Here is a 20,095-nt window from a genome sequence, read left to right on the forward strand (position 1 = left end):
TGGTAATTTAAACGTAGGCGGCATCGGCACAATAAGCCAACTCTATCTCTTTACTGCTAGGCTGGCGTAACAGCGTAATTGAATTTGATTGCTCGTGCGTCCAATCAATCAATCCCATTTTGCAGAACTGCTCAAGCCAGCCGCCCATCGGCCAGCATTGCCATTTTTGATAAAAACGATTGGCATTGACGATAATGCTTTCCAAATGATTGAGAGGCGGACGATAGACGGCGTGCTGCTGATGATAAATAAGGTCGGCGGTCAGATAAAAATTAATATCTAACTGACGGGCAGTAAAGGCAAAGTCGGTATCTTCTGCGCCATAACCGGTGTACTGCGTATCAAAACCCCCTATTTGCTCAAACTTTTCACGTTTAATCGCAAAGCATAAACTCCAAAAAGCGCCGTAATCATTTGTTTTTTTAATAGCTGTCGGTACTGCCTCAGTAGACATCGATTGTTTCGCATCGAAGTTATCGCGATAAGGATTATAAACCGACAGATGATTTAAGTAATCATTAGTCAGCGCGCCCTTTTGCAACGCTAAGCTTTCCTCGTTTGATAAAGGTCGCGTCAAATAGCGCGGTTGTCCCATCAGTAGAGCGTTTGGATACTGGCTTAACTTTGTGCTTAGTTGTTCAATAAAGCTCGGCGCTACGATGCAATCAACGTCCAAAAATATCAGCGTGTCATGGCTGGCACGCGCGGCGCCAATATTACGATTATGACCGATATCAAATTCCGTTTTGTCCGATTTTTCTAACGTTTGATGTTCTAACGTTTGATGGTTTGTGCTGTCCGCTAAACCTGCGTTCGTCGGAATCTTGACAATGTTTAAAGCAAAATCAGCCAGACGTTTAGGGTCAGCATCATCATTGACAATAATAACTTCATCGGGCTGAACGCTACCATTCGCAAGGCTACTGAGCAGATTATATAGGTGGCGATTGCGTCCATAACAAGTCGTAATCACCGTTACCGGCATATGCTCAGAAACCGCATTGGAATTGGTGGTGGGTTTTACAGTCATTGTTTGTCAGCGCCTCTCGTATTAATTTGGCTTTTATGTTTTTACTACGACGTTGTTGATAACTATTGCATTTAATGTCCAGGCTTTAAGACAAGCTGCGGCAGCAACCATTGTTCAAACCAAGCTTTAGTCGTTCGATACTCGGCCGTACTCTGCATAAACGCTTGGGCTGTAGGTATAGATTTTTGCTTAAGCGTTGTACTATCAGGCTTTGATAAGGAATGGGTTTGAGTGGATTGGTTAGCAGTTTCTACACTTAGCTTATGTGTGTCGCTTGCATTTATTAACGCTTTAAATTGCTGCCAACTTAATGCCCGTCCTTGGGCTATCAACGCCTCTGCCATTACCTCTTGCTCTTGGTGTGGGCGGTCGTCAGGTAGGACGACCAGCGGCGTCGCATAATCATAGGCTTGGGCGACGGCATTTAGACCGCAAGCCATCAGTAGATAATTGCTATGTTCGATAAATGGCGTTACATCATTTACGTCGGCTGCGATGTCAACATAATGCCGTTTATCATCGTCGATAGGACCAAGCGATATAATAAAAGCATGTGGTAAAAGCTGCCGCAGCTCGGGCAGTTTTGCATCAATAGCTTGATGTCCGCCGTAGCCTTTAATGACGGTAACGATAGTTGGCGTATTTTTATTTTTATCATTTAGCATCAAAGAGAGTGCTTTTTCATCAGTAGTAAGCTGCATTAAGTCTTTTATAAAATCTCGGTAAGTTTGCGCATTCCTTTGCTCAGTGTTGATAAAATCAAGATAGAGGGTCTTTTTAGCCAGCCAATCAGGTGTCATCGTAGATTCTAATGTGCGAGGATAAGGGGCAAGTAAAGCAAGCGCACCAGCGAAAGCGTTTAGATGCGGCTCATCATCGCGAATACCAGGCAGTCTGATATAAAGGTAAGGAACACTGGCGGCGCGGCATAGCATTGCGACTTCAACACTGACATCAATAATCATCAAATCAATGCGGCGCTGATAAATGGTATCCAGTATTTTATGGCTGCGCTGCTGAATATCGCTATTACCCACGGGCGAATAGTGGAGGCTGGCTGGTTGCCAATATTGCCCTGCGCGCCCAGCGAGTACATCATCTGCACGTTCATCCTCTGCTGGCAGTCGTACAATTCGCCCCTCATCTATAGCCGCAAACGTATAAGTATCAGATGTTACGCTAGTAAATACCGTTAATTGCTGTCTTGCTTCAGCGGGTAATAGGGCAGCAAGCTTATCGACTTGGCGGCAATGCCCTGAGCCGTGATGATGGGCATAATAACCAAGCCGCATTATCCTCGCTCCATCATGTTATTTAAGCCACTGCTTGAACCGATTATCGGATCTGCCTTATTGTCTTTGCCCTTTTTATGGTTAAATGAATTCAGTTTTAGATTTGCATCTGTTGGAGTTTCAATATCTTTTTTCTGCTGAATTTTCTGCTGCTCGCTTTCTACTACTGCCGCTCTATACAAGGCTAAATAGCCTTCTACCATGGCTGCTACGGAACAAAACTGTAAGGCGCGTTCTCGGCAGGCTTGACGTGAGATGCTTTTAATCTTAGTAAAGCCTTTGATAAAAGCGTCTTTATCCTCCTTAGCGACGATAACGCCAGTATTTGGTGTAACAATCTCAGCGCTAGCACCGACATCAAAGCCAATCACTGGCGTACCGCAGGCTAGGCTCTCAGCCAGTGTCAAACCATACGGCTCATCCCATGTGCTGGTAAATAGCATGGCAGTCGCTTGACAAAGGTAGCGATTTACCTCGTCTTTGGTAACATGACCGACATAATCAAACAGTTCTTGCGCGCCACTTTCACCATCTTGAGCCAATAGTGGTGCGACTTGTTCATCAAAATACGCTGCGTTGCTTTTGGGACCAGCAATAATGAGTTTTTTTCCAGCTTCCATACAGTATTGCATGGCTAAATGTGTGCCTTTTTCGGGGCAAATACGTCCAAACCAAAAATAAACTTCACCATTTTCACGGGTAAAATCATCCGTAGATTCAATATTGGCGTCAAAGGATTTTACATCAATGCCGTTATAAACCACCGTTGAGGGCACAAACTCTGAAAAAAGCTGCTGTTGGTGTTTACTGATAGCGGTAAACTGGGTGGTTGTACCGTGGCGCAAGGTCAATAGCGCCAAACGCAATTGCGGGAAAATAGGCGTATGAAAGGTGGTAAAAAACCGCGAGCCAAACGCTTGACCAGTCATCATCGGGATATGATGCAGGCTGTGATTATGCACGATGTCAATCTCACCACGTTCATTGCGTTCGATAATATCGCGTAGCACATCTTGATAGACCAAATACTGATACATCTCCTCGCGGCTCATTCCTAAAGTCTCATGCTCATTCGGATAGACCATCTTATCAAATGCTTCTCGGGTTAGCATCGGGACGAGGCGGGCCTGCGTTTGACTGTCTTTATGCGCATAAAGCAAAACCTCGTGACCTTGGGCGACAAGCTCATCACATATAAGCTGGGTAATCATCTCAAGCCCGCCAGCAAAGGGCTGCGCAATAGGATATAAACAATGAGCAATCATCGCAATGCGTAAAGGTTTCTCCACTAACAGGGCAGGGCGTTCAGCAGTATTATCAATAGCCTCTATAAAATTAACAGGGTCAGCAACGGGCATAAGTACCTCAAAGTAAAACGAGCGATTATGGTAAATAAGTAAAAAAGGATTTAATAAAATCAATGCCTAAAGCCAACCATTAAGAATTAATAATCTTTTTGTCTTCAAATGTCGTATGCATTTCAGGTTGCAGTGGTTTTAGCTTTTTAGTTGGTTTGCGAGGCTGACTAGTAGCCAAGGCAACCGTAGGTTTAGACTTAATGCTAATGGTGGACAGATTTTTCTCAGAGACCCTAAAGTTATCAAATGCCACTTTTGCGGCGCCGATTTTTAACGTACAAATTACCAAAGCACAGATAAATAATAGCGGAGAATAAAGCGGCGAAAACGGTGCCACTATAATGGCAGTGATGATATTGAGCAGCAAAATCAGCTTGGGTAACGCCACTATATTTGCACGACGTAATGAGCTTTGAGTGCGAATGTATGCTTGCTTTGGCGTACAGACAAAGGGTTTTTCACTACCCCATAACACAGGCAACCAAGATAGCGCGCCAAGCTCCCAAAAGTTCAGATGCATCAGCCATGCTCTGACACGTATTTTGATACTAGACTGATGGTTTTGATTGAGTTGCTTGTTCAGTGGCGCTTTATCCTGTAAATATGCCCATAATCGCCTTATGGTAAAAATGCCATAACTGGCATAGACCAAGTACAAAGTCGTAAGTAGGGATATATCGGGCATGGCGTCCGAGAACTGAGCTTTTAGAAGTGCGTAGCCAAGGATAAATAAGGTCGCTAGCTGCAAAAATACAAATAAACCCGTAAAGTTTATCCAAGCACTGAGCTGCGAGAGGTGCGCGCGCGTATACGCTAAACCTTTACCCAGACTTTTCGTATCTTGGCTTTTAGTGGGCGAGGCTATCGAAAAATAGTTGCTTAACACCTGCATATTGCCATAGATCCAGCGCCGACGCTGACACATCAAATCATTTAACGAGGTAGGTAAGAGACCTGTCGCAATGACTTCTGGTATGAACTGACTGCGAAACCCTCTCTTATGCATCAAGACGCCCATTTGCGCATCTTCGGTAATCGAGGCACCTGACCAACCGCCTAAGCTCAAAAGATCTGCGCGGCGTATCACTGCATAAGTGCCTGTTGATAGGGCACGCTTACGATTAAAGGGGCGGTATAAATGATGATTAAAATAATGGTTAAGCTCGCTGTGCGTGTCCACTTGCCCAGCACTGCGGTAAAACTGTGGAAACTGCAAAAGCGTATGGTTTGGATATTGCTTAATAGCATTGGCAATAGATATTCTTGCATGCGGAAGTGCTTGATAATCACTATCGACCACCACAATGTGTGAGCAGTCAGGATTCATCAGCCCCAACGCCAAGTTTAACGCGCCTGCCTTAAAGCCTTCTACCGCATCAATATGATAAAATCGGACATTAAGGGCTGAATCTAGACTGGCGCAAAAAGCGGCCAAAGGCTGATATAGTGAGGTGTCTGTATTGTTGTTATCAATAATAAGTATCTCATCAGTCGCCTCTTTAATAGCCAGCAAAGACTGGATAGTCGCAATCACCAGTTCTGGTGGCTCAGACCGTGTCATTAACTGAAAGCTGAGAGACGCAGGAGCTAAAAGATTCTTTTTATGAATTGTCATGGCTTATCCTTAGGCACATACGACGGACGAGAATAGGGGGAAAAGCATGAATGAAAGGCACATGCGAAAAACGAATGTATTAATAGTTATAATGTAGTATTTATTATCTTCTTTTTGATTACCCGTTAAATAGTAATATAAAACTCAGTAACCTTAAGACTGTTAAGTGTTGGTAAATATTTAAGAGTGTAATACTACGTAATTCATACAGCTGATTTCACAGCTGTCAGTACGTAAAACACGATTTAGGAGAGGTTTGTGTTACTGGACGAGTAGCAAAATCCCCGAAATATAGTGACTTAATAATTTCAGAAAATCTTTAGGAAAAAATGACGAGGGTTTAAGAAAAGGAAAAGAGAAGTAAGGGAAATTCGACGAAGAGGGTAGTGTTAAATCATAATCGGCTATAAATTGATTAAAGATAATGAGCCTTATAAACGATAAAAGCGCATTAGACACTTATAGGTAAAAGCCCGCCATGCCCAATACGCTTTATCATCAATAACTAATAAGTCTTAAATGATGTTTAAATCTTAGAATCTAAGATTAATAGTTATTACTGCTGCGCCAATCGTCAACTTCACGTTCGGCATCTTCTTTACTATGGCCATAACGTTCTTGAACACGGCCAACCAACTTATCACGGCTGCCCTCGATGTGCGTGAGATCGTCATCGGTCAAGTCAGCCCACTTCTGTTTTACTGAGCCTTTAAGTTGGTTCCAATCACCTTTTAGCGTATGTTCATTCATAGTGGTATTCCTTTTCCTATTATTAGATTACATTAATTTTTTTAGAACCCATCAATTTGCTTTGTTATATTTCTCACTTATGGGTTATCAGCAGGCACAACTCCTTAGCTAACAAACCTAATATAAACATGGATAATTGCGTTGTCTGTAGCCCCGATGTGTAGAGTGTTACCCAAATCTTAGCGATAGATTCATTGTGTTAGCAAGGTATACGCGGTGTCATAAATGCACTATTTTCATAAAATTTGTCACACTTTTTAAAGCAAATTACTGTGAATGGCTGGTTTCTAAGTTTGCTAAAAATGCGGCAAACCCTTCTGCCGCTCGCGCTTGTAAGCGGCTGCTAGTAATGACCCGAACGCGATTGCTCCAAGTGATAGCAAAATTTTGCTTCTCAAATTTTTTAACCAAATCGACATCTTCATGGCAAGGCAGGGCAGCAAAACCGCCAACAGCGAGATACGCTGCACTACTAAAGCTCAAATTTGCCCCATGAATATGACGATGTCCCATCTTATCTTGATAGTGAGCGATATAGTCTTTGCGGGTTTGGGGCGTTAAATGCGCCCAGTCATCAACGCTCACAACGCCGCATATCATAGCAGTCGGCTGATGATTAATATGAGTGATTTGCTGCGTTAGCCAACCTGCTGTGACAAGCGAATCAGCGTCGGTACAGGCAAGCCAAGTCGCGCCAGAGGCAATCGCATGACGAATGCCCAAATCTCGCACTTGCCCCACGCACCGGTAATCACAGCATAAATAATCCACACCAGCGTGCTTGACCAATGTGAGTGTGTCATCGCTACAACTGTCGAGCACCACGAGCACAGTGGCGGTAATGGTAGAGGGCAGCTGCTCAATGGCAGTCTGCACCGATGCCAAGCATTTAGAGATGGTCAGCGCTTCGTTATGAGCAGGAATGACGATAGCGATATTTGTAGTATTCATGCATTTTATTCGGCGGATTTAACGTTAAACCAAGTTTTCTTGCATAGCCACCGTTTCTACCGAACGTTGCCACACATCCAATAAAAAATCGCTATCGACGACTTTACTTTGATGGGTAAAGGTAGGGTTTTGACTATGAACTTGCTGTATTTGCGCAGAGTTTACCTCATTACTTATTCTATTAAATGCGTGGTGCAGACGTTGGTGTACCGTTTCACCCGTCATGGTAAAGCCATCAATGTTATAGCGCCAATGGCAGCATAGTAACGTGCCGCCTACCGCAAGATTTTGCTGAATCCAAGCGATGACGGTATCAATATCATTTGCCGATAAATAATATAAAATTTCACTAATCACAATTAAATCAAAATGCGATTTCGCAGTCGGTAATATTTTAGGAATGACACCCTGTATGACCTTTACATGCCTGACATCTGCCAAACGTTGCTTAGCCAGTTGCACGGCCTGTTTATTACCGTCAATACTGACCAAGGTCTGACAACGGCTGGCAAGTAGGGCACTGAACACACCGTTACCGCAGCCTAACTCGATGGCATTGGTATATTTTGCTTGTGGCAACACCGCTAGACACATATCGCGTTTGCGCTTTTCATACCAGCGGGTCTGATACTGCCATGGGTCACTATTGTCGTTGTATAACGCGTCAAAATAGCTTTCTGAGTAAGCAGTGATTGTCGTCTCTTTTTTACCATTTGGCAAATCAGTATGAACAGTACGTAAGTCGGTTGTAGACACCTGAAAATTACCGACCTCATGCATTGGTGGTTTCAATTTAAGATTGTGGCTCATATAAATAAACTTCCCAAGGTTGGCTAATTCTAGCGATGGTTTGAGCCGATAAAATAGGCGGGTTGCCTGTGCTTTCATCAACGGTTATTTGGCTTTTGAAGCAGGCGATAGCCTCGGTTTTGCGTTGTAATTGCTCCGGTGTCAAATCCACTCTAAGCGTGCAGTGCCAAGGAATACGACTATCGGCAGGTTTTGCCCAATGCCATGCCCAAATCAACACTTGATAACAGGCGAGTTGGTGTTGCTTAGCGAAAGCGGCGACTACTTGTCCTGTTGCTTCATGATCGGGATGACCATCATGTACAAAAGGCGTGATTAAAATATCATCAGGTTGAATAATTGCTGCTAATTTTTGGTGAAACTGTGCCCGCTCAGCAAAAACGTCACCATCGGTTAGCGCTAAAGACATACAGGTCACCTGCTGAGCAATGCCTAACACTTCTAATGCCGCTAAGCTCTCTTGCGGGCGGATAGTATCAAGCAGATGCGGCTGATAAATCTGCGAGTCTGGGTGACTTTGTGTGCCGTTGGTCACGTGCACAAGGACGATAGGATTACCGTTGGCGGCCAATTGTTGCAGCAGTCCGCCGCAGCCCAATATCTCATCGTCAGGATGCGGCGCAAATACACAGACGCGCTGCTGCGGCGGGAAGCTTTTTGCTATATCTAGTCGAGGTAAATCGTGCAGTCCCTGCCAGTGTTGCCAAGCATCGGTGCTGGTACCATCGCCTTCAATGATACGGTCACCGACAATCGGATGCTCAGGCTTGGCTAAGTGCGCTAAGGGTGCTGAGTGCGCCGACATCACATTATGTGTCGTCAAAGGCTGAGTATCATTTTCTGCCTGATAGCCAGCAAAGTCTTGTACCAGCACATTTGCTTTTGGTGTCATAGTTGCCATATATTGTCCTGCCTGTCTGTCGAATCACTGTTTGTGGCGCGGTCGAAAGCGCTAGATAGCTCGCCGATTTTTTGTAAATCAAAGGCACCATGACTTTGACGAATAAATACCGCCAAATCTGCGGTTAACCTCGCAAAGTGGGCATTGCCACAAAACGGCGCCGCCCCTAATGCTTGTCCGACTGTTTCCATCACTTGGCGTGCTACTCGCTCAACGTTGGCGCGTAATTGACGGATAGCAAGTTCATGGTTTTGCTGCGGCTTACTCTCTATTAAGTCAGCAACATGATAAAAATACTGCTGAGTAACGGCCAATGCTGTGCTGATTTGACCCAAATACATGGCTTTATAATCATTGGGTTTATGCTGATAAGCGGTTATTAAATAATTGGCAATGCGAGCGGTCGCACCGTACCAGCAAGCCGCAACGCCTGCCGCGCCATGCCAAAATCCTACCCGTTCTAAATACGCATTTGGCGCACCTACATTAATGGCGTCTACCTCATGGAACTGTATGGTTGCCGTATCAGTGGCTTGCATGCCGACGGCCTGCCAAGCATTGTTATCAATATCAATGCCAGATTGGTGCATATCCACCATCAATAGTTGCGCTTGTCCCTGCTCATCGCGATAAGTCATCAGCCCATAATCCACGAGGTTGGCGCCTGAGCACCATGCTTTGCTACCACTGATTTTTCCCTCTGTATAACGTATCGGGTCGGGGTGTCCTTCTGCTGCCCAAACCGCCCATAAGCCTTGAGGCGCTTTATCGTAGCCGACTTCATGCAAAATACTTAACGCATCTAAATGCGATTCAAACCATTTCGCAAGCGTTAAATCTAGGCTCGACACGTATGCCAAGACTTGCCATCGAATCAAGGTGTTAGACTGATTTGGCTTGCTTGCTTGTTTATTGTTTTGAGCGTTCGTCGTATCGCCTTCGCTTATAACATTTTCAGCACCGGCAATAGCCCTAGCACCACTAGCAGGGTGAGGGATTTCGTCGCTATAACCGACTAGAATCGTTAATATTTCACGGCGCAACTTATCGATCATAGCCAAACTGCCGATAGTTTGGTTTTCTGCTTGTATAACTTCTTCTATAGCAGATTTTATATTTATTAATAAAGCGTTTTTGGCATCGGGCACTTGCATACAGTCTCCTAATTATTATGAATCAGACATTTGAATGGCTTCAAAAGCGCCATCATCTGCTGACCGTTTTTTATTATCATATCGGCCATCTAAATACAAATCGTCTAAAAAGCGTTGCTGCCAAGCGTATAAGTCATCTTGATGTAGCCCTTGTAGCAATACTTGATAGCGTAACTGTCGCTCTTTTAATGGCATCGTCAATGCCGTTCTCAAGCCTTCTATCATACTCGTAGGCTGATGCGGATCGACAATGACCGCTGCTTGCATTTGCTCAGCGGCTCCTGCGTAACGCGAGAGCATGAGCACGCCCGGATCATCAGGATTTTGCGCGGCGATATATTCTTTAGCCACCAGATTCATACCGTCTTTTAAGGAGTTGACCCAGCCGATATCACTTTGCCAAAATGCGGCCATCAAGGGTTCATGATTTAAGACGTTTTCGCTATATTTAATCGCTTGCCAAGCACCGTTGTCAGTTGAAAATTGCTGATTTATCTCGCTGACTGTTCGTTTAACTTCCTGATAAAGCCGTTGGTAAGTTGGCAAATCTAAGCGACTAGGACAAGCGATTTGTAATAATTGTAGGTGATTTTGATAGCTTGGATAATGCTCTAGAAAGTCACGATAGGCTGAAAAACGTCTTAATAAGCCTTTTGAATAGTCAATTCTATCTACCGCGATAATTTGTTGTGTCGTCGTCTTGTCGGTTTTTTTATATACATTATGGTGCGCCAAATGTGCAGGTAGAGGCGAGGCTAACTGACTGACCTGCTGCTGGATCCTTGCGACATTAATACCGATCGGATAGGCGTTAATCAATAAACAATGCTGAGGTTTAAAGTCTAAATTAAGCGTTAATGCTGTCCCAGATGAGTGGTAAGGGTAAGTATGAGTAAAAGGTTGGTTTTTTTGTAAGACATTGATGGGGGTAAGTCTGACATCGCTGTTCTCTGCTAATGTATCTTCCCTTACATTTTCTTTTACCAAACTGTCTTCGCCTAAGCTTGCTTTTATTAGACTGTCTTTTAAATAATGCTGAAAAACGTCAACGCAATTGGTGCATCCTTGCTGGGTTTGGGTACCGAGCACATCATAATGCGCCAGATGATGAATGAGCTCAGCGCTTTGCTTAAGCTGTTGCCAAAAATCCAGCGCCACAAAGGGAATGTGTAAAAAAAGCCCAATGCGATTGTTTATACCAAGCTTTCGGCAATGATACGCCACACTTAAAAAATGATAATCATGGACCCAGATGACATCGTCAGGCTGGATAATACTTTTTAATTGGCGCGCAAATAAACGGTTGACCGCCTGATAGCCCGCATAATCATCTGCAGCTTGGCTGATAAGCGCTGTTTGCTCATGCAGTAGAGGCCACAATACATTATTGGCAAAACCGCAGTAGAAATGCTGATATTGCTGGGTGGTAAATGCGGTGGTCATATAAGTGATTTGTGTGGCGCGGGTTTTTGCCTTGCTGCTCGCCATAAAGCGATGTTGAATACTGCTAAATGTATTGGCGGCGTCGGTATTATTGGCGTTGTTGTTATTGACGACTTCGCCATTCCAGCCCATCCAGATGACTGATTTGCCGATTAAGACGTCTTGCAATGCGACAGCAAGCCCGCCCGCCATAGGGTGGTTATCGGGCATCTTTACGCGGTTAGATAAGACAATTAAGCGGCTCATGTCAGTGGTCTCGTGGTATTTTTTAATGGGTATCGGTCAGTGTCTATTAGCGGCGGTGCCACTTGCTCTTGCTCTGTTAAACCAGATAACTTGGGAGATAAGGTTAGGCGCTGTTGGCAAAACTTCAAAAAGCTTTCAAGCAATACCGTGACCTCAAAAATATTATTGACATAATAATGCGCACACGTTGGTTCAGTGCCGTCATAACCTACTTTCATACCCATGCCTTTTATGGGTGGTTTAGAATCCTCTCGTGGTTCGTTATTCTTTATAAATCGACTTTTTTCTGTCATGTGCTTGTCGCCTTGTACTGCCATAAATCCTGTTTCATCGGTGATGTCGTCGCCAATAAAGATAGGACAAAGCCTATTGTTAGCCTGAAATTTTTTTAGTAAGGTCAAAATCGCACTGCCTTTATCAGCACTTTTGGGCGCGATTTCCCAGACATATTTACCTTGTTTTACTATCCAATCGGCATGGTTTTTTACGATTGTGGTTATAATGCGATAAGCGATATCGGCTAAGGCGGGATTTTGACGATAATGTAGGGCAACGGAGTAGGGCTTGTCTTCTATGATAAAATCGTCATAGCGCAAGCAAGAGCGGATAAGCGCTTGTTTTATAGCAGCAAGCTCAGCGCTGTCGACGGATGAAACGCTCATATTATTATTAGATTCGTTATCTTCAAAGTCTATTTCTAGTCCATGCGTTGCGGCGATGGGTAAGCTTAGCGGCGCCAGCATTTGCTTTGCTTCGGCTAGACTGCGCCCAGTAACAGCAGCGATTTTGACGCCATAATCTTGTATGTTTTGTAAAAGTGTTAAAGTGGTAGCGGGGATGAAGCTGTCTTTCGGGTTCAAGGTGAAATCAGCAAGCGTGCCGTCGATATCTAAAAACAAGCAGTAGCGCTGCTGATGAGAGAGATAATCAGCGAAGTGATTTGGCGCAATATATATAGGAGGTCTGATAGGGGCGCTATTTGCTGGGACGCTTCTTCCTGAAGTCACATGTTATCCTTATCTTAACGCGTTATATGATGTTCTAAGCTAGCCATCAAGCTTCCTCATAAGTTTGCCATAAAGTCCATCCTACTACGATGGACAAAATATGGTATTTAGTATAAGTTTTTTTAGTATCTGTCTTTTAATTTACAAAAACAATTAGGAAAAGATTATGCATATTAGCGCAAATTTCGATGCCGGTAATATTGAGGTTATCAATGCAGAAGATCAAACCAACATTCAATTGGCGATTCGTCCAGACGTGGGCGGAGAGTTTTTTCAGTGGTTTAACTTTCGTCTATCAGGCGAAGTTGGCGAGCAGTACGTACTCAATATTATGAATGCAGGGAAGGCGTCCTACCTTGCAGGCTGGGAGGATTATCAAGCGGCGGCTTCCTATGATCGCGAATATTGGTTCCGTCTGCCAACCTCTTATAAGGATGGTAAGTTGACTATAACGGCAGAGCTTGCGTGCGAAAGTATTCAAATTGCGTATTTCGCCCCGTACAGCTATGAGCGTCACCAAGACTTGTTAGCCGCTGTACAAGTGCATCCGCTCGCGTGTTTGGAGCATTTGGGCGAAACGCTTGATAAACGCGACTTAACCTTAGTAAAAGTAGGTAATGGTGATAGCAAGAAGCGCAGTATCTGGATTACGGCGCGCCAGCATCCGGGCGAGACAATGGCTGAATGGCTGGTTGAGGGGCTATTGAACAGTTTGTTAGACGAGGATAATCCCACGGCTAAGTTGTTGTTAGAAAAAGCCAATTTTTATATCGTACCGAATATGAATCCTGATGGCAGTGTACGCGGGCACCTGCGTACCAATGCGGTAGGGACGAATCTAAACCGTGAATGGGCAAACCCAAGCTTAGAAAAAAGCCCTGAAGTATTTCACGTCATCAATAAAATGGAAGAAACGGGCGTGGACTTGTTTTATGACGTGCATGGCGATGAAGCGCTGCCGTATGTGTTCCTTGCCGGCTCGCAGGGCACGCCAAGCTATAACGACCGCCTTGCCCATCTACGTGATAAATTCTCAGAAGTCTTAAAATTGGCCAGCGCCGACTTTCAATCTGAATTTGGTTATGATATTGACGCACCCGGCACAGCAAACATGACGATTGCTACCCACTGGGTAGCCGAGCGCTTTGATTGTCTTGCCAACACTTTAGAGATGCCATTTAAAGAGAATGCCAATTTACCTTTTGAAGATACAGGTTGGTCACCTGAGCGCTCTATTAAATTAGGAGAAGCTTCATTGGTCGCTATGCTAGCAGTCGTTGATGAGTTGCGTTAGTCATAAACTTTTTGTGAGTTAATCAGATGGTTTCATGACAATAATTTAATAGTGATGGTTTAATTGGCAGGGTTGAATTGCTTAGAGCAGCGGCTTAAACACTCAGTTTTTAGCTTTTGCTCTAAGCAGATACAATGCTAATAGCGAGCATCAGTGCTTTTATATTTCTTAGATTAACACATGAAGTGCAATACCAAATGCAAGGTGAAAAAAAGACCTAGATGCGCTAGCATCAAAGTTTTTATCCACCGACCAAAGTGAGATTGCAACCATGAGCTATACACATCTAAGCCTAGGTGAACGATACCAGATTTATGCCCTTAAAGGGGCAAAACATAGTATTAAATTTATAGCGAGGGCGTTAAACAGAAGTCCCAGTACCATATCAAGAGAGCTTAGGCGTCATAAAAGCCTACGAGGTTACCGAGCAAAGCATGCTAATAACAAGGCTTGTGACAGACGGGCTAACAACGCCACAACTATTGTGACTGACCTCTGGGCATGGGTGACAGACAAGCTTAAAGAGAACTTGCGTCCTGAGCAAATATCTGGCGTTCATGCTGGTATCAGTCATATGAGCATTTATCGCTATATTTGGCGTGATAAGAAGCAAGGCGGCACATTGTGGCAGTGTCTCAGACGTAAAGCCAAACCATACCGGCAGCGTCTAACCGCTGAGACTCGAGGCCGTATCAATGACAGAGTCTCGATTCATGAGCGCCCTTGTATTGTTGAAGAACGCTCACGTATTGGAGATTGGGAAGCGGATACCGTTATCGGTCAGCATCACAAGCAAGCGATTGTCACGCTCGTTGAACGTAAAACGGGGCTATTGAAGATGAAGCGTGTGGGTCATAAAACAGCACAGCAAGTATCAGAGGCAATGATAGAACTCTTAGCGCCAGTGAGGTTACAGGTTAAGACCATTACCTCTGACAATGGTAAAGAGTTTGCTCAGCATAAGAAGGTGAAACAAAAGCTCTTTAGCGCTTTCTTCTTTGCCGATGCTTATGCGTCATGGCAGCGAGGAACCAACGAGAATACCAATGGCCTTATCAGAGAGTACTTGCCTAAGGGTTGTGACTTTAGACAAATCTCTGATAATGAAATACAGGACATTGAGAACAAACTAAACAACAGACCAAGAAAACGATTAGGGTTTAAAACGCCTATGCAGGCGTTCTATAATATTAATTAAGCGTTGCACTTGGTGTGTTAATCTAAGTTATAAATATCACATGCGACATTAAACAATAAATGACGAGAGGGTATGTATGAAACCTGATAACCATAACTTAACTTTTAAGCAGCATAAATTGTTTGGTGCGCTTATCCTACTGACAGTGACATCGTCGTTATTTGCTTGTAACGACACCAATACCACTGCTGCAACCACAGCGCCTGTAGAGACGGCAACAGACAGCCAGAATTCAAAAGTCCAAACGTCTAAAACTGAGTCGACGAGCTCTAGCAGTAACAGTGATGCGCTGAGAAACGTCTCTGCGACGGTTTATAAAGATGCCAATTGTGGCTGCTGTAAGGAGTGGATTAGCCATGCCGAACATCACGGTATGACTGCGGCGGGACAAGATGTCGCCGACTTAGCAGTTTTTAAAGAACGCTATGGTGTCCCGAGCAATATGCGCTCTTGTCACACGGCGGTCACGAGCGACGGTTATGTATTCGAAGGTCATGTGCCTGCCAAGTATATAGCCCAGTTTTTAGCCAATCCGCCAAGCGAGGCTATTGGTCTTGCCGTACCCGGTATGCCAATGGGTAGCCCCGGGATGGAGTACCAAAATAAATTTTCACCTTATCAAGTGATGCAAATCAACAAAGACGGTAGCACAGCGGTATATGCTGAGGTTGATAGCGCCAATGCCCAGTTATAGCTGAAAAGGATGATTTTTACTGTCCATCGCTAACTTATTAATAATAAGGAAATTATGTAAAGAGAAAGTATTTACATCAGAAAATTCTTATACCACCTGAGAAAAGATAGGATTAAACCATTATAGATCTCTATTTATGAGGCCTATAATGGCTTTTTTGAATAAGTATGAGAGCGTGGCAAACTCTTGACTAGAAAAGATAGGCATAAACTGTTTTTAATACAAGTAACGGCGCTTAAGAAAGATGTATAACTAAGTATATATAAAGGCCTTGAAGAGGGGTTAATTGAGAAAATTTTTTTGTCTATTTATTAATATTATTACTCATGCCGGCCAGCATCAGTCGTTTGCTGGACGATTTGTTCGACTTGCATAAAATCCGTATGCCGCACATCTTTACCGCTGGTGCAAAAAATAACCAGCTCAGCAATGTTGCGAGCATGATCGCCCACCCGTTCTAGGGCGCGCAATACCCATAGTATATTAATCACCTTAGACACATGGCGGCTGTCTTCCATAATATAGGTCATCAAGGCACGCGTGGCCGATTGATACTCTTCATTGACCGCGGTATCGCTTTGCAAGACCGTAAATGCCTGCTGCGGATTCATATTTGAGAAGGCATCAATCGCATCAAGCAGCATTAAGCGCACCTGATTGGATAAATGCTGAACCTCCGAATAACCTCTTGGTGACGCGCCATCTTCAATCAATTGGCAGGCCATACGGGCGATTTTTTCTGCTTCGTCACCGACACGTTCAAAGTCGACAATGCCTTTGCTGAGCGCCATCACTAAACGCAAATCATTGGCGGCTGGCTGGCGCTTGGCGACTAACAAAATAATTTGCTCATCGATTTTAATATCTAGCTGATTGATCAGATGATCATCTTCAATCACTTTTTTTGCGGTCGCCTCATCTGCAGCTATCAGGGCGCGTGTCGCAACCATGACTTGCTCTGCTGCCATGTGACCCATTTGCATAAACAGCTCAATCACGTCATGTAAGTCATTATCAAAACTCTTTGATAAATGCTTTGCCGTTATCGCCATGCTTGCTTCCTTAATCGTATTGGTGTTGCTCATAAAAATATTGCCAAAATGAGTAGCGTGATAAATGACCACTAAAAATGATTGCTTTAAGCAAACAGCAAGTTAGCCATAACGACCAGTAATATAATCTTCAGTCGCTTTTTGTGCTGGGTTGGTGAATATTTGATCTGTCTCACCCATTTCTACCATGTCCCCCAAATACATATAAGCGGTGTAGTCGGAGACGCGCGCGGCCTGCTGCATATTGTGGGTGACGATAGCAATGGTATAGTCATTTTTTAAATCGGTAATCAAATCTTCAATCGCGCCAGTAGAGATGGGGTCGAGCGCTGACGTTGGCTCATCTAATAGCAAGACTTCAGGCTTCGTTGCTACTCCGCGGGCAATACAAAGTCGCTGCTGTTGACCACCCGATAATGACAATCCTGAGGCTTTGAGTTTGTCTTTGACTTCCAGCCATAACGCTGCTTTTTTGAGTGCCCACTCGACACGCTCATCCAGCTCTGCTTTGCTGAGCTTTTCATAGAGACGGACGCCAAATGCGACGTTGTCATAAATAGACATCGGGAAGGGTGTGGGCTTTTGAAAAACCATACCGACACGCGCACGCAGCAAGTTAACATCCATGTCTTTGGCCAAAATATTTTGGCCATCAAGGGTAATTTGACCTTCAGCATGCATACTCGGATACAAGTCATACATACGGTTAAAGGTACGTAGCAGCGTTGATTTACCGCAGCCTGAGGGACCAATAAAAGCGGTGACCTTTTTTTCTGGGATATCGATATTGATGTTTTTTAACGCTTGAAAATCACCATAATAAAAGTCCAAATCGCGAATGGTAATCTTAGCAGGCGGCATATTGTCAGGCATATCCGCCATGGTTTGCTTGATAAGATGGGCGATATCTGGCTGTTTATGCTGACCATGGTTAAACATAGCGTCATCCAGTAAACGGCGTTTGCTGCTGGTATCTGTCATCGGCTTAGTCGCTTTTCTCTCTAATACATCAGTCATAATGGTATCCATCTGTTTTAAAGTCTTGTTAAATGGGGGTGTTTTTTTGCTCTTAGCTATGCGTTTGTTAGCCTTAAATTATCTGCTATGGTCTTTGCCACCGATAAAGCGTGCGGCGATATTTAAGAATAATACTGTCGCAGTAATGAGCAGCGCCGCCGCCCAAGCCAGTGCATGCCAGTTGTCATAAGGACTCATGGCAAACTGATAAATCGTATTGGGTAAGTTGGCCATCGGTTGGCTCATATCGGTACTAAAGTATTGGTTGTTTAGCGCAGTGAATAGCAAGGGCGCGGTCTCACCGGTAATACGAGCAAAAGCGAGCAGCACACCTGTGGTTAGACCAGCTTTGGCAGCTTTCAGCGTCACTGTACTGACCAGCTTCCATTTTGGCGTACCCAGTGCATAAGCTGCTTCGCGCAGTGTGTTAGGCACAAGGTTTAGCATGTTTTCTGTCGTACGCACGACAATAGGAATCACAATCAGCGCCAATGCCAATGCACCAGCCCAACCCGAAAAGCTCTGTCCTTTGACCATCAAGGCATAAATAAACAGACCAATCACGATGGAGGGGGCCGACAATAAAATATCATTTAAGAATCGGGTGACTTTACCCAACATACTGCCATGTGAAAATTCCGCTAAATAAATGCCAGCCATCATGCCGATTGGCGCACCAATCGCCAAGCCCGAAAAAGCCAACATCACTGAACCAACAATGGCGTTGCGTAGACCGCCTTCGCCCATCGGTGGCGGGGTATCTGCCATAAAGACAGGCATCTCAATTAAACCTTGAAAGCCTTCAACAAACAGCGTAATCAAAATCCAAATCAGCCAAAACAAACCAAATACAATCGCTGATAAGGCAAACCCAAGTCCCAATCTATTGATAAAACGGCGCTTGTTATAAAGACGCTTGTTATAACGATCTTCAAAGCTTGCAGAAGGCTGGCTTGGCTGGGTCGTTTGAGTAGTGACTGGTGCTAAAGTCATGAAGTGTTTGTCCTTCTTGAGTCAAATAATGGCGGCAAATAGCGTGTTTTAGTTTGTTTAGGCTTGTTTTTTTGGCTATTTAGAATAGTGTGTTCAATTGCCTGCTTTTTGGTCAATACGCATGAGCATCAGCTTAGATATCGACAAAACGATAAAGGTAATGACAAACAGGATTAACCCTAAATGTAGTAATGACGCTAAGTGCAGCTCACTTGACGCTTCGGCAAACTCGTTGGCCAGCGCTGAGGTAATAGTCACCCCAGAGGTAAATAGGCTTGGGCTGATATTGAAAGCATTACCAATTAAAAAGGTAACAGCCATCGTCTCGCCAAGCGCTCGACCAAGTCCCAAAATCACGCCACCAACCACACCTGCTTTGGTATAAGGTAAGATGATTTTAAACATCACCTCCCACGTAGTGGCGCCCATACCGTATGCGGATTCTTTTAGCAGGTCTGGCACCACAGAGAAAACATCGCGCATGGTAGCGGCGATAAAGGGAATAATCATAATTGCCAGTATTAATGAGGCGGTAAACATACCCAGTCCCATCGGCGCACCGGTAAAAACCTTGCCAATAATAGGTAGGGGGCCAATATTTTCAATAAACCAAGGCTGAATGTGATCACCAAAAAACGGCGCAAAGACAAACAAGCCCCACATGCCGTAGATGATAGAAGGAATACCTGCCAGCAGCTCGATAGCAATACCCAATGGCTTTTTCAAAAAATTGGGGCAAAGTTCCGTTAAAAAGATAGCAATCCCAAAGCTGACTGGTACGGCGATACAGATAGCGATGAGCGAGGTGACCACCGTTCCGTAAATGGGGGCAAGTGCACCGTATTGGTCGTTCACCGTATCCCAGTTATTGCTGGTATAAAATCCCAAGCCAAACTCAGTGATACTTGGCCACGCACCGACAATCAATGACAGCATGATGCCGCCAAGCGACAAGAGCACCAAGATTGCAAATGCTTTGGTGGCATTAACAAAAACTGCATCGTAGCGTTTTTGTTTTGCCAGTTGGGATTTTAGGTCTGCCATAAAAGCCTCTGTTGTTTATCGCTCTAACTTTTCATTATGTTAATGATGAATGGTGTTAACGCTTGCTAGTGTGAAAGCTTGATTGTAAAAAACCTTAGGGATTTTAGCTTTAGCGTCTTACCGTAATAAACTGTGTCATCTAACAACCAGCTATTAAGCTCATTACGGCTAAGACGTCACCAAGCAAACACGCTTTTCAGTATTTGCTTGGTGGCATTAGTTAGCTTATTCTCGAATTAATAAGCC

At 44.2% G+C, this 20,095-nt stretch carries 18 protein-coding genes; 3 read left to right on the plus strand and 15 right to left on the minus strand.

Annotated elements, in window-relative coordinates; all coding sequences use genetic code 11:
* Window positions 1-7: 7 nt before the first annotated feature.
* From JMX70_RS06495 to otsB, 11 genes are all read right to left on the minus strand, one after another.
* Entirely contained in the window at window positions 8-1,030 is a 1,023-nt protein-coding gene (locus JMX70_RS06495) for a glycosyltransferase family 2 protein (protein ID WP_201590648.1), read from the minus strand.
* 71 nt (window positions 1,031-1,101) lie between these two features.
* Window positions 1,102-2,322: a hypothetical protein gene (locus JMX70_RS06500; protein WP_201590649.1), complete on the minus strand. Its 1,221-nt coding sequence runs from the start codon at window positions 2,320-2,322 to the stop codon at window positions 1,102-1,104.
* On the minus strand, window positions 2,322-3,680 hold the full coding sequence (locus JMX70_RS06505; protein WP_201590651.1) for a glycosyltransferase: 1,359 nt from the start codon (window positions 3,678-3,680) through the stop codon (window positions 2,322-2,324). The genes JMX70_RS06500 and JMX70_RS06505 overlap by 1 nt, the downstream gene beginning before the upstream one ends.
* Before the next feature lie 79 nt (window positions 3,681-3,759).
* Complete coding sequence (locus JMX70_RS06510; RefSeq protein WP_201590653.1) at window positions 3,760-5,295, minus strand: glycosyltransferase family 2 protein; 1,536 nt, start codon at window positions 5,293-5,295, stop codon at window positions 3,760-3,762.
* A 546-nt stretch (window positions 5,296-5,841) separates the two neighbouring features.
* Window positions 5,842-6,045, minus strand: a complete 204-nt coding sequence (locus JMX70_RS06515) for a CsbD family protein (protein WP_068404893.1) — start codon at window positions 6,043-6,045, stop codon at window positions 5,842-5,844.
* A gap of 267 nt (window positions 6,046-6,312) precedes the next feature.
* Window positions 6,313-6,996 carry a glycosyltransferase gene (locus JMX70_RS06520; RefSeq protein ID WP_201590656.1) on the minus strand — a complete coding sequence of 228 codons (684 nt, stop codon included), beginning with the start codon at window positions 6,994-6,996 and terminating at the stop codon, window positions 6,313-6,315.
* Between the two features lie 24 nt (window positions 6,997-7,020).
* On the minus strand, window positions 7,021-7,806 hold the full coding sequence (locus JMX70_RS06525) for a class I SAM-dependent DNA methyltransferase (RefSeq protein ID WP_201590659.1): 786 nt from the start codon (window positions 7,804-7,806) through the stop codon (window positions 7,021-7,023).
* The gene (locus JMX70_RS06530) at window positions 7,790-8,611 is read right to left on the minus strand and encodes a PIG-L deacetylase family protein (protein ID WP_201591062.1); all 822 of its coding nucleotides are present in this window, start codon (window positions 8,609-8,611) and stop codon (window positions 7,790-7,792) included. Before JMX70_RS06530 ends, JMX70_RS06525 begins: the two co-directional genes overlap by 17 nt.
* An 83-nt stretch (window positions 8,612-8,694) precedes the next feature.
* Window positions 8,695-9,861: an acyl-CoA/acyl-ACP dehydrogenase gene (locus tag JMX70_RS06535; protein WP_201590662.1), complete on the minus strand. Its 1,167-nt coding sequence runs from the start codon at window positions 9,859-9,861 to the stop codon at window positions 8,695-8,697.
* Between the two features lie 15 nt (window positions 9,862-9,876).
* Complete coding sequence (locus JMX70_RS06540) at window positions 9,877-11,550, minus strand: alpha,alpha-trehalose-phosphate synthase (UDP-forming) (protein ID WP_201590665.1); 1,674 nt, start codon at window positions 11,548-11,550, stop codon at window positions 9,877-9,879.
* Complete coding sequence (otsB, locus tag JMX70_RS06545; protein WP_201590667.1) at window positions 11,547-12,557, minus strand: trehalose-phosphatase; 1,011 nt, start codon at window positions 12,555-12,557, stop codon at window positions 11,547-11,549. Before otsB ends, JMX70_RS06540 begins: the two co-directional genes overlap by 4 nt.
* Before the next feature lie 166 nt (window positions 12,558-12,723).
* Between otsB and JMX70_RS06550 the strand changes: the two genes are divergently transcribed.
* The 3 genes from JMX70_RS06550 to JMX70_RS06560 all read left to right on the plus strand — a co-directional run bounded on the left by JMX70_RS06550 (window position 12,724) and on the right by JMX70_RS06560 (window position 15,743).
* Complete coding sequence (locus tag JMX70_RS06550) at window positions 12,724-13,851, plus strand: M14 family metallopeptidase (protein ID WP_201590670.1); 1,128 nt, start codon at window positions 12,724-12,726, stop codon at window positions 13,849-13,851.
* Between the two features lie 271 nt (window positions 13,852-14,122).
* Entirely contained in the window at window positions 14,123-15,049 is a 927-nt protein-coding gene (locus JMX70_RS06555) for an IS30 family transposase (RefSeq protein WP_201590672.1), read from the plus strand.
* A gap of 76 nt (window positions 15,050-15,125) precedes the next feature.
* Entirely contained in the window at window positions 15,126-15,743 is a 618-nt protein-coding gene (locus JMX70_RS06560) for a DUF411 domain-containing protein (protein ID WP_068408350.1), read from the plus strand.
* A gap of 320 nt (window positions 15,744-16,063) precedes the next feature.
* Here the strand turns inward: JMX70_RS06560 and phoU are convergent, their stop codons facing one another.
* The 4 genes from phoU to pstC form a co-directional block, all read right to left on the minus strand.
* Window positions 16,064-16,795 (minus strand): phosphate signaling complex protein PhoU, encoded by a 732-nt coding sequence (gene phoU, locus JMX70_RS06565; protein WP_201591064.1) that lies wholly within the window; start codon window positions 16,793-16,795, stop codon window positions 16,064-16,066.
* Window positions 16,796-16,897: 102 nt separating this feature from the next.
* Window positions 16,898-17,824: a phosphate ABC transporter ATP-binding protein PstB gene (pstB, locus tag JMX70_RS06570; protein WP_372828848.1), complete on the minus strand. Its 927-nt coding sequence runs from the start codon at window positions 17,822-17,824 to the stop codon at window positions 16,898-16,900.
* Window positions 17,825-17,890: 66 nt separating this feature from the next.
* Window positions 17,891-18,805 (minus strand): phosphate ABC transporter permease PstA, encoded by a 915-nt coding sequence (pstA, locus tag JMX70_RS06575; RefSeq protein ID WP_201590674.1) that lies wholly within the window; start codon window positions 18,803-18,805, stop codon window positions 17,891-17,893.
* 93 nt (window positions 18,806-18,898) lie between these two features.
* A complete protein-coding gene (gene pstC, locus JMX70_RS06580) occupies window positions 18,899-19,849 on the minus strand; it encodes a phosphate ABC transporter permease subunit PstC (RefSeq protein ID WP_201565610.1) in 951 nt (316 codons plus the stop codon).
* Window positions 19,850-20,095 lie beyond the last annotated feature (246 nt).

The sequence above is a fragment of the Psychrobacter pulmonis genome (assembly GCF_904846465.1).
Classification (GTDB): Bacteria; Pseudomonadota; Gammaproteobacteria; order Pseudomonadales; family Moraxellaceae; genus Psychrobacter; species Psychrobacter faecalis.

Bases quoted from the DNA above. Each gene is read 5' to 3' on its own strand.
- JMX70_RS06495 (WP_201590648.1), bottom strand. From the start codon at position 1,030: ATGACTGTAAAACCCACCACCAATTCCAATGCGGTTTCTGAGCATATG.
- JMX70_RS06500 (WP_201590649.1), bottom strand. From the start codon at position 2,322: ATGCGGCTTGGTTATTATGCCCATCATCACGGCTCAGGGCATTGCCGC.
- JMX70_RS06505 (WP_201590651.1), bottom strand. From the start codon at position 3,680: ATGCCCGTTGCTGACCCTGTTAATTTTATAGAGGCTATTGATAATACT.
- JMX70_RS06510 (WP_201590653.1), bottom strand. From the start codon at position 5,295: ATGACAATTCATAAAAAGAATCTTTTAGCTCCTGCGTCTCTCAGCTTT.
- JMX70_RS06515 (WP_068404893.1), bottom strand. From the start codon at position 6,045: ATGAATGAACATACGCTAAAAGGTGATTGGAACCAACTTAAAGGCTCA.
- JMX70_RS06520 (WP_201590656.1), bottom strand. From the start codon at position 6,996: ATGAATACTACAAATATCGCTATCGTCATTCCTGCTCATAACGAAGCG.
- JMX70_RS06525 (WP_201590659.1), bottom strand. From the start codon at position 7,806: ATGAGCCACAATCTTAAATTGAAACCACCAATGCATGAGGTCGGTAAT.
- JMX70_RS06530 (WP_201591062.1), bottom strand. From the start codon at position 8,611: ATGTCGGCGCACTCAGCACCCTTAGCGCACTTAGCCAAGCCTGAGCAT.
- JMX70_RS06535 (WP_201590662.1), bottom strand. From the start codon at position 9,861: ATGCAAGTGCCCGATGCCAAAAACGCTTTATTAATAAATATAAAATCT.
- JMX70_RS06540 (WP_201590665.1), bottom strand. From the start codon at position 11,550: ATGAGCCGCTTAATTGTCTTATCTAACCGCGTAAAGATGCCCGATAAC.
- JMX70_RS06550 (WP_201590670.1), top strand. From the start codon at position 12,724: ATGCATATTAGCGCAAATTTCGATGCCGGTAATATTGAGGTTATCAAT.
- JMX70_RS06555 (WP_201590672.1), top strand. From the start codon at position 14,123: ATGAGCTATACACATCTAAGCCTAGGTGAACGATACCAGATTTATGCC.
- JMX70_RS06560 (WP_068408350.1), top strand. From the start codon at position 15,126: ATGAAACCTGATAACCATAACTTAACTTTTAAGCAGCATAAATTGTTT.
- phoU (WP_201591064.1), bottom strand. From the start codon at position 16,795: ATGGCGATAACGGCAAAGCATTTATCAAAGAGTTTTGATAATGACTTA.
- pstB (WP_372828848.1), bottom strand. From the start codon at position 17,824: ATGGATACCATTATGACTGATGTATTAGAGAGAAAAGCGACTAAGCCG.
- pstA (WP_201590674.1), bottom strand. From the start codon at position 18,805: ATGACTTTAGCACCAGTCACTACTCAAACGACCCAGCCAAGCCAGCCT.
- pstC (WP_201565610.1), bottom strand. From the start codon at position 19,849: ATGGCAGACCTAAAATCCCAACTGGCAAAACAAAAACGCTACGATGCA.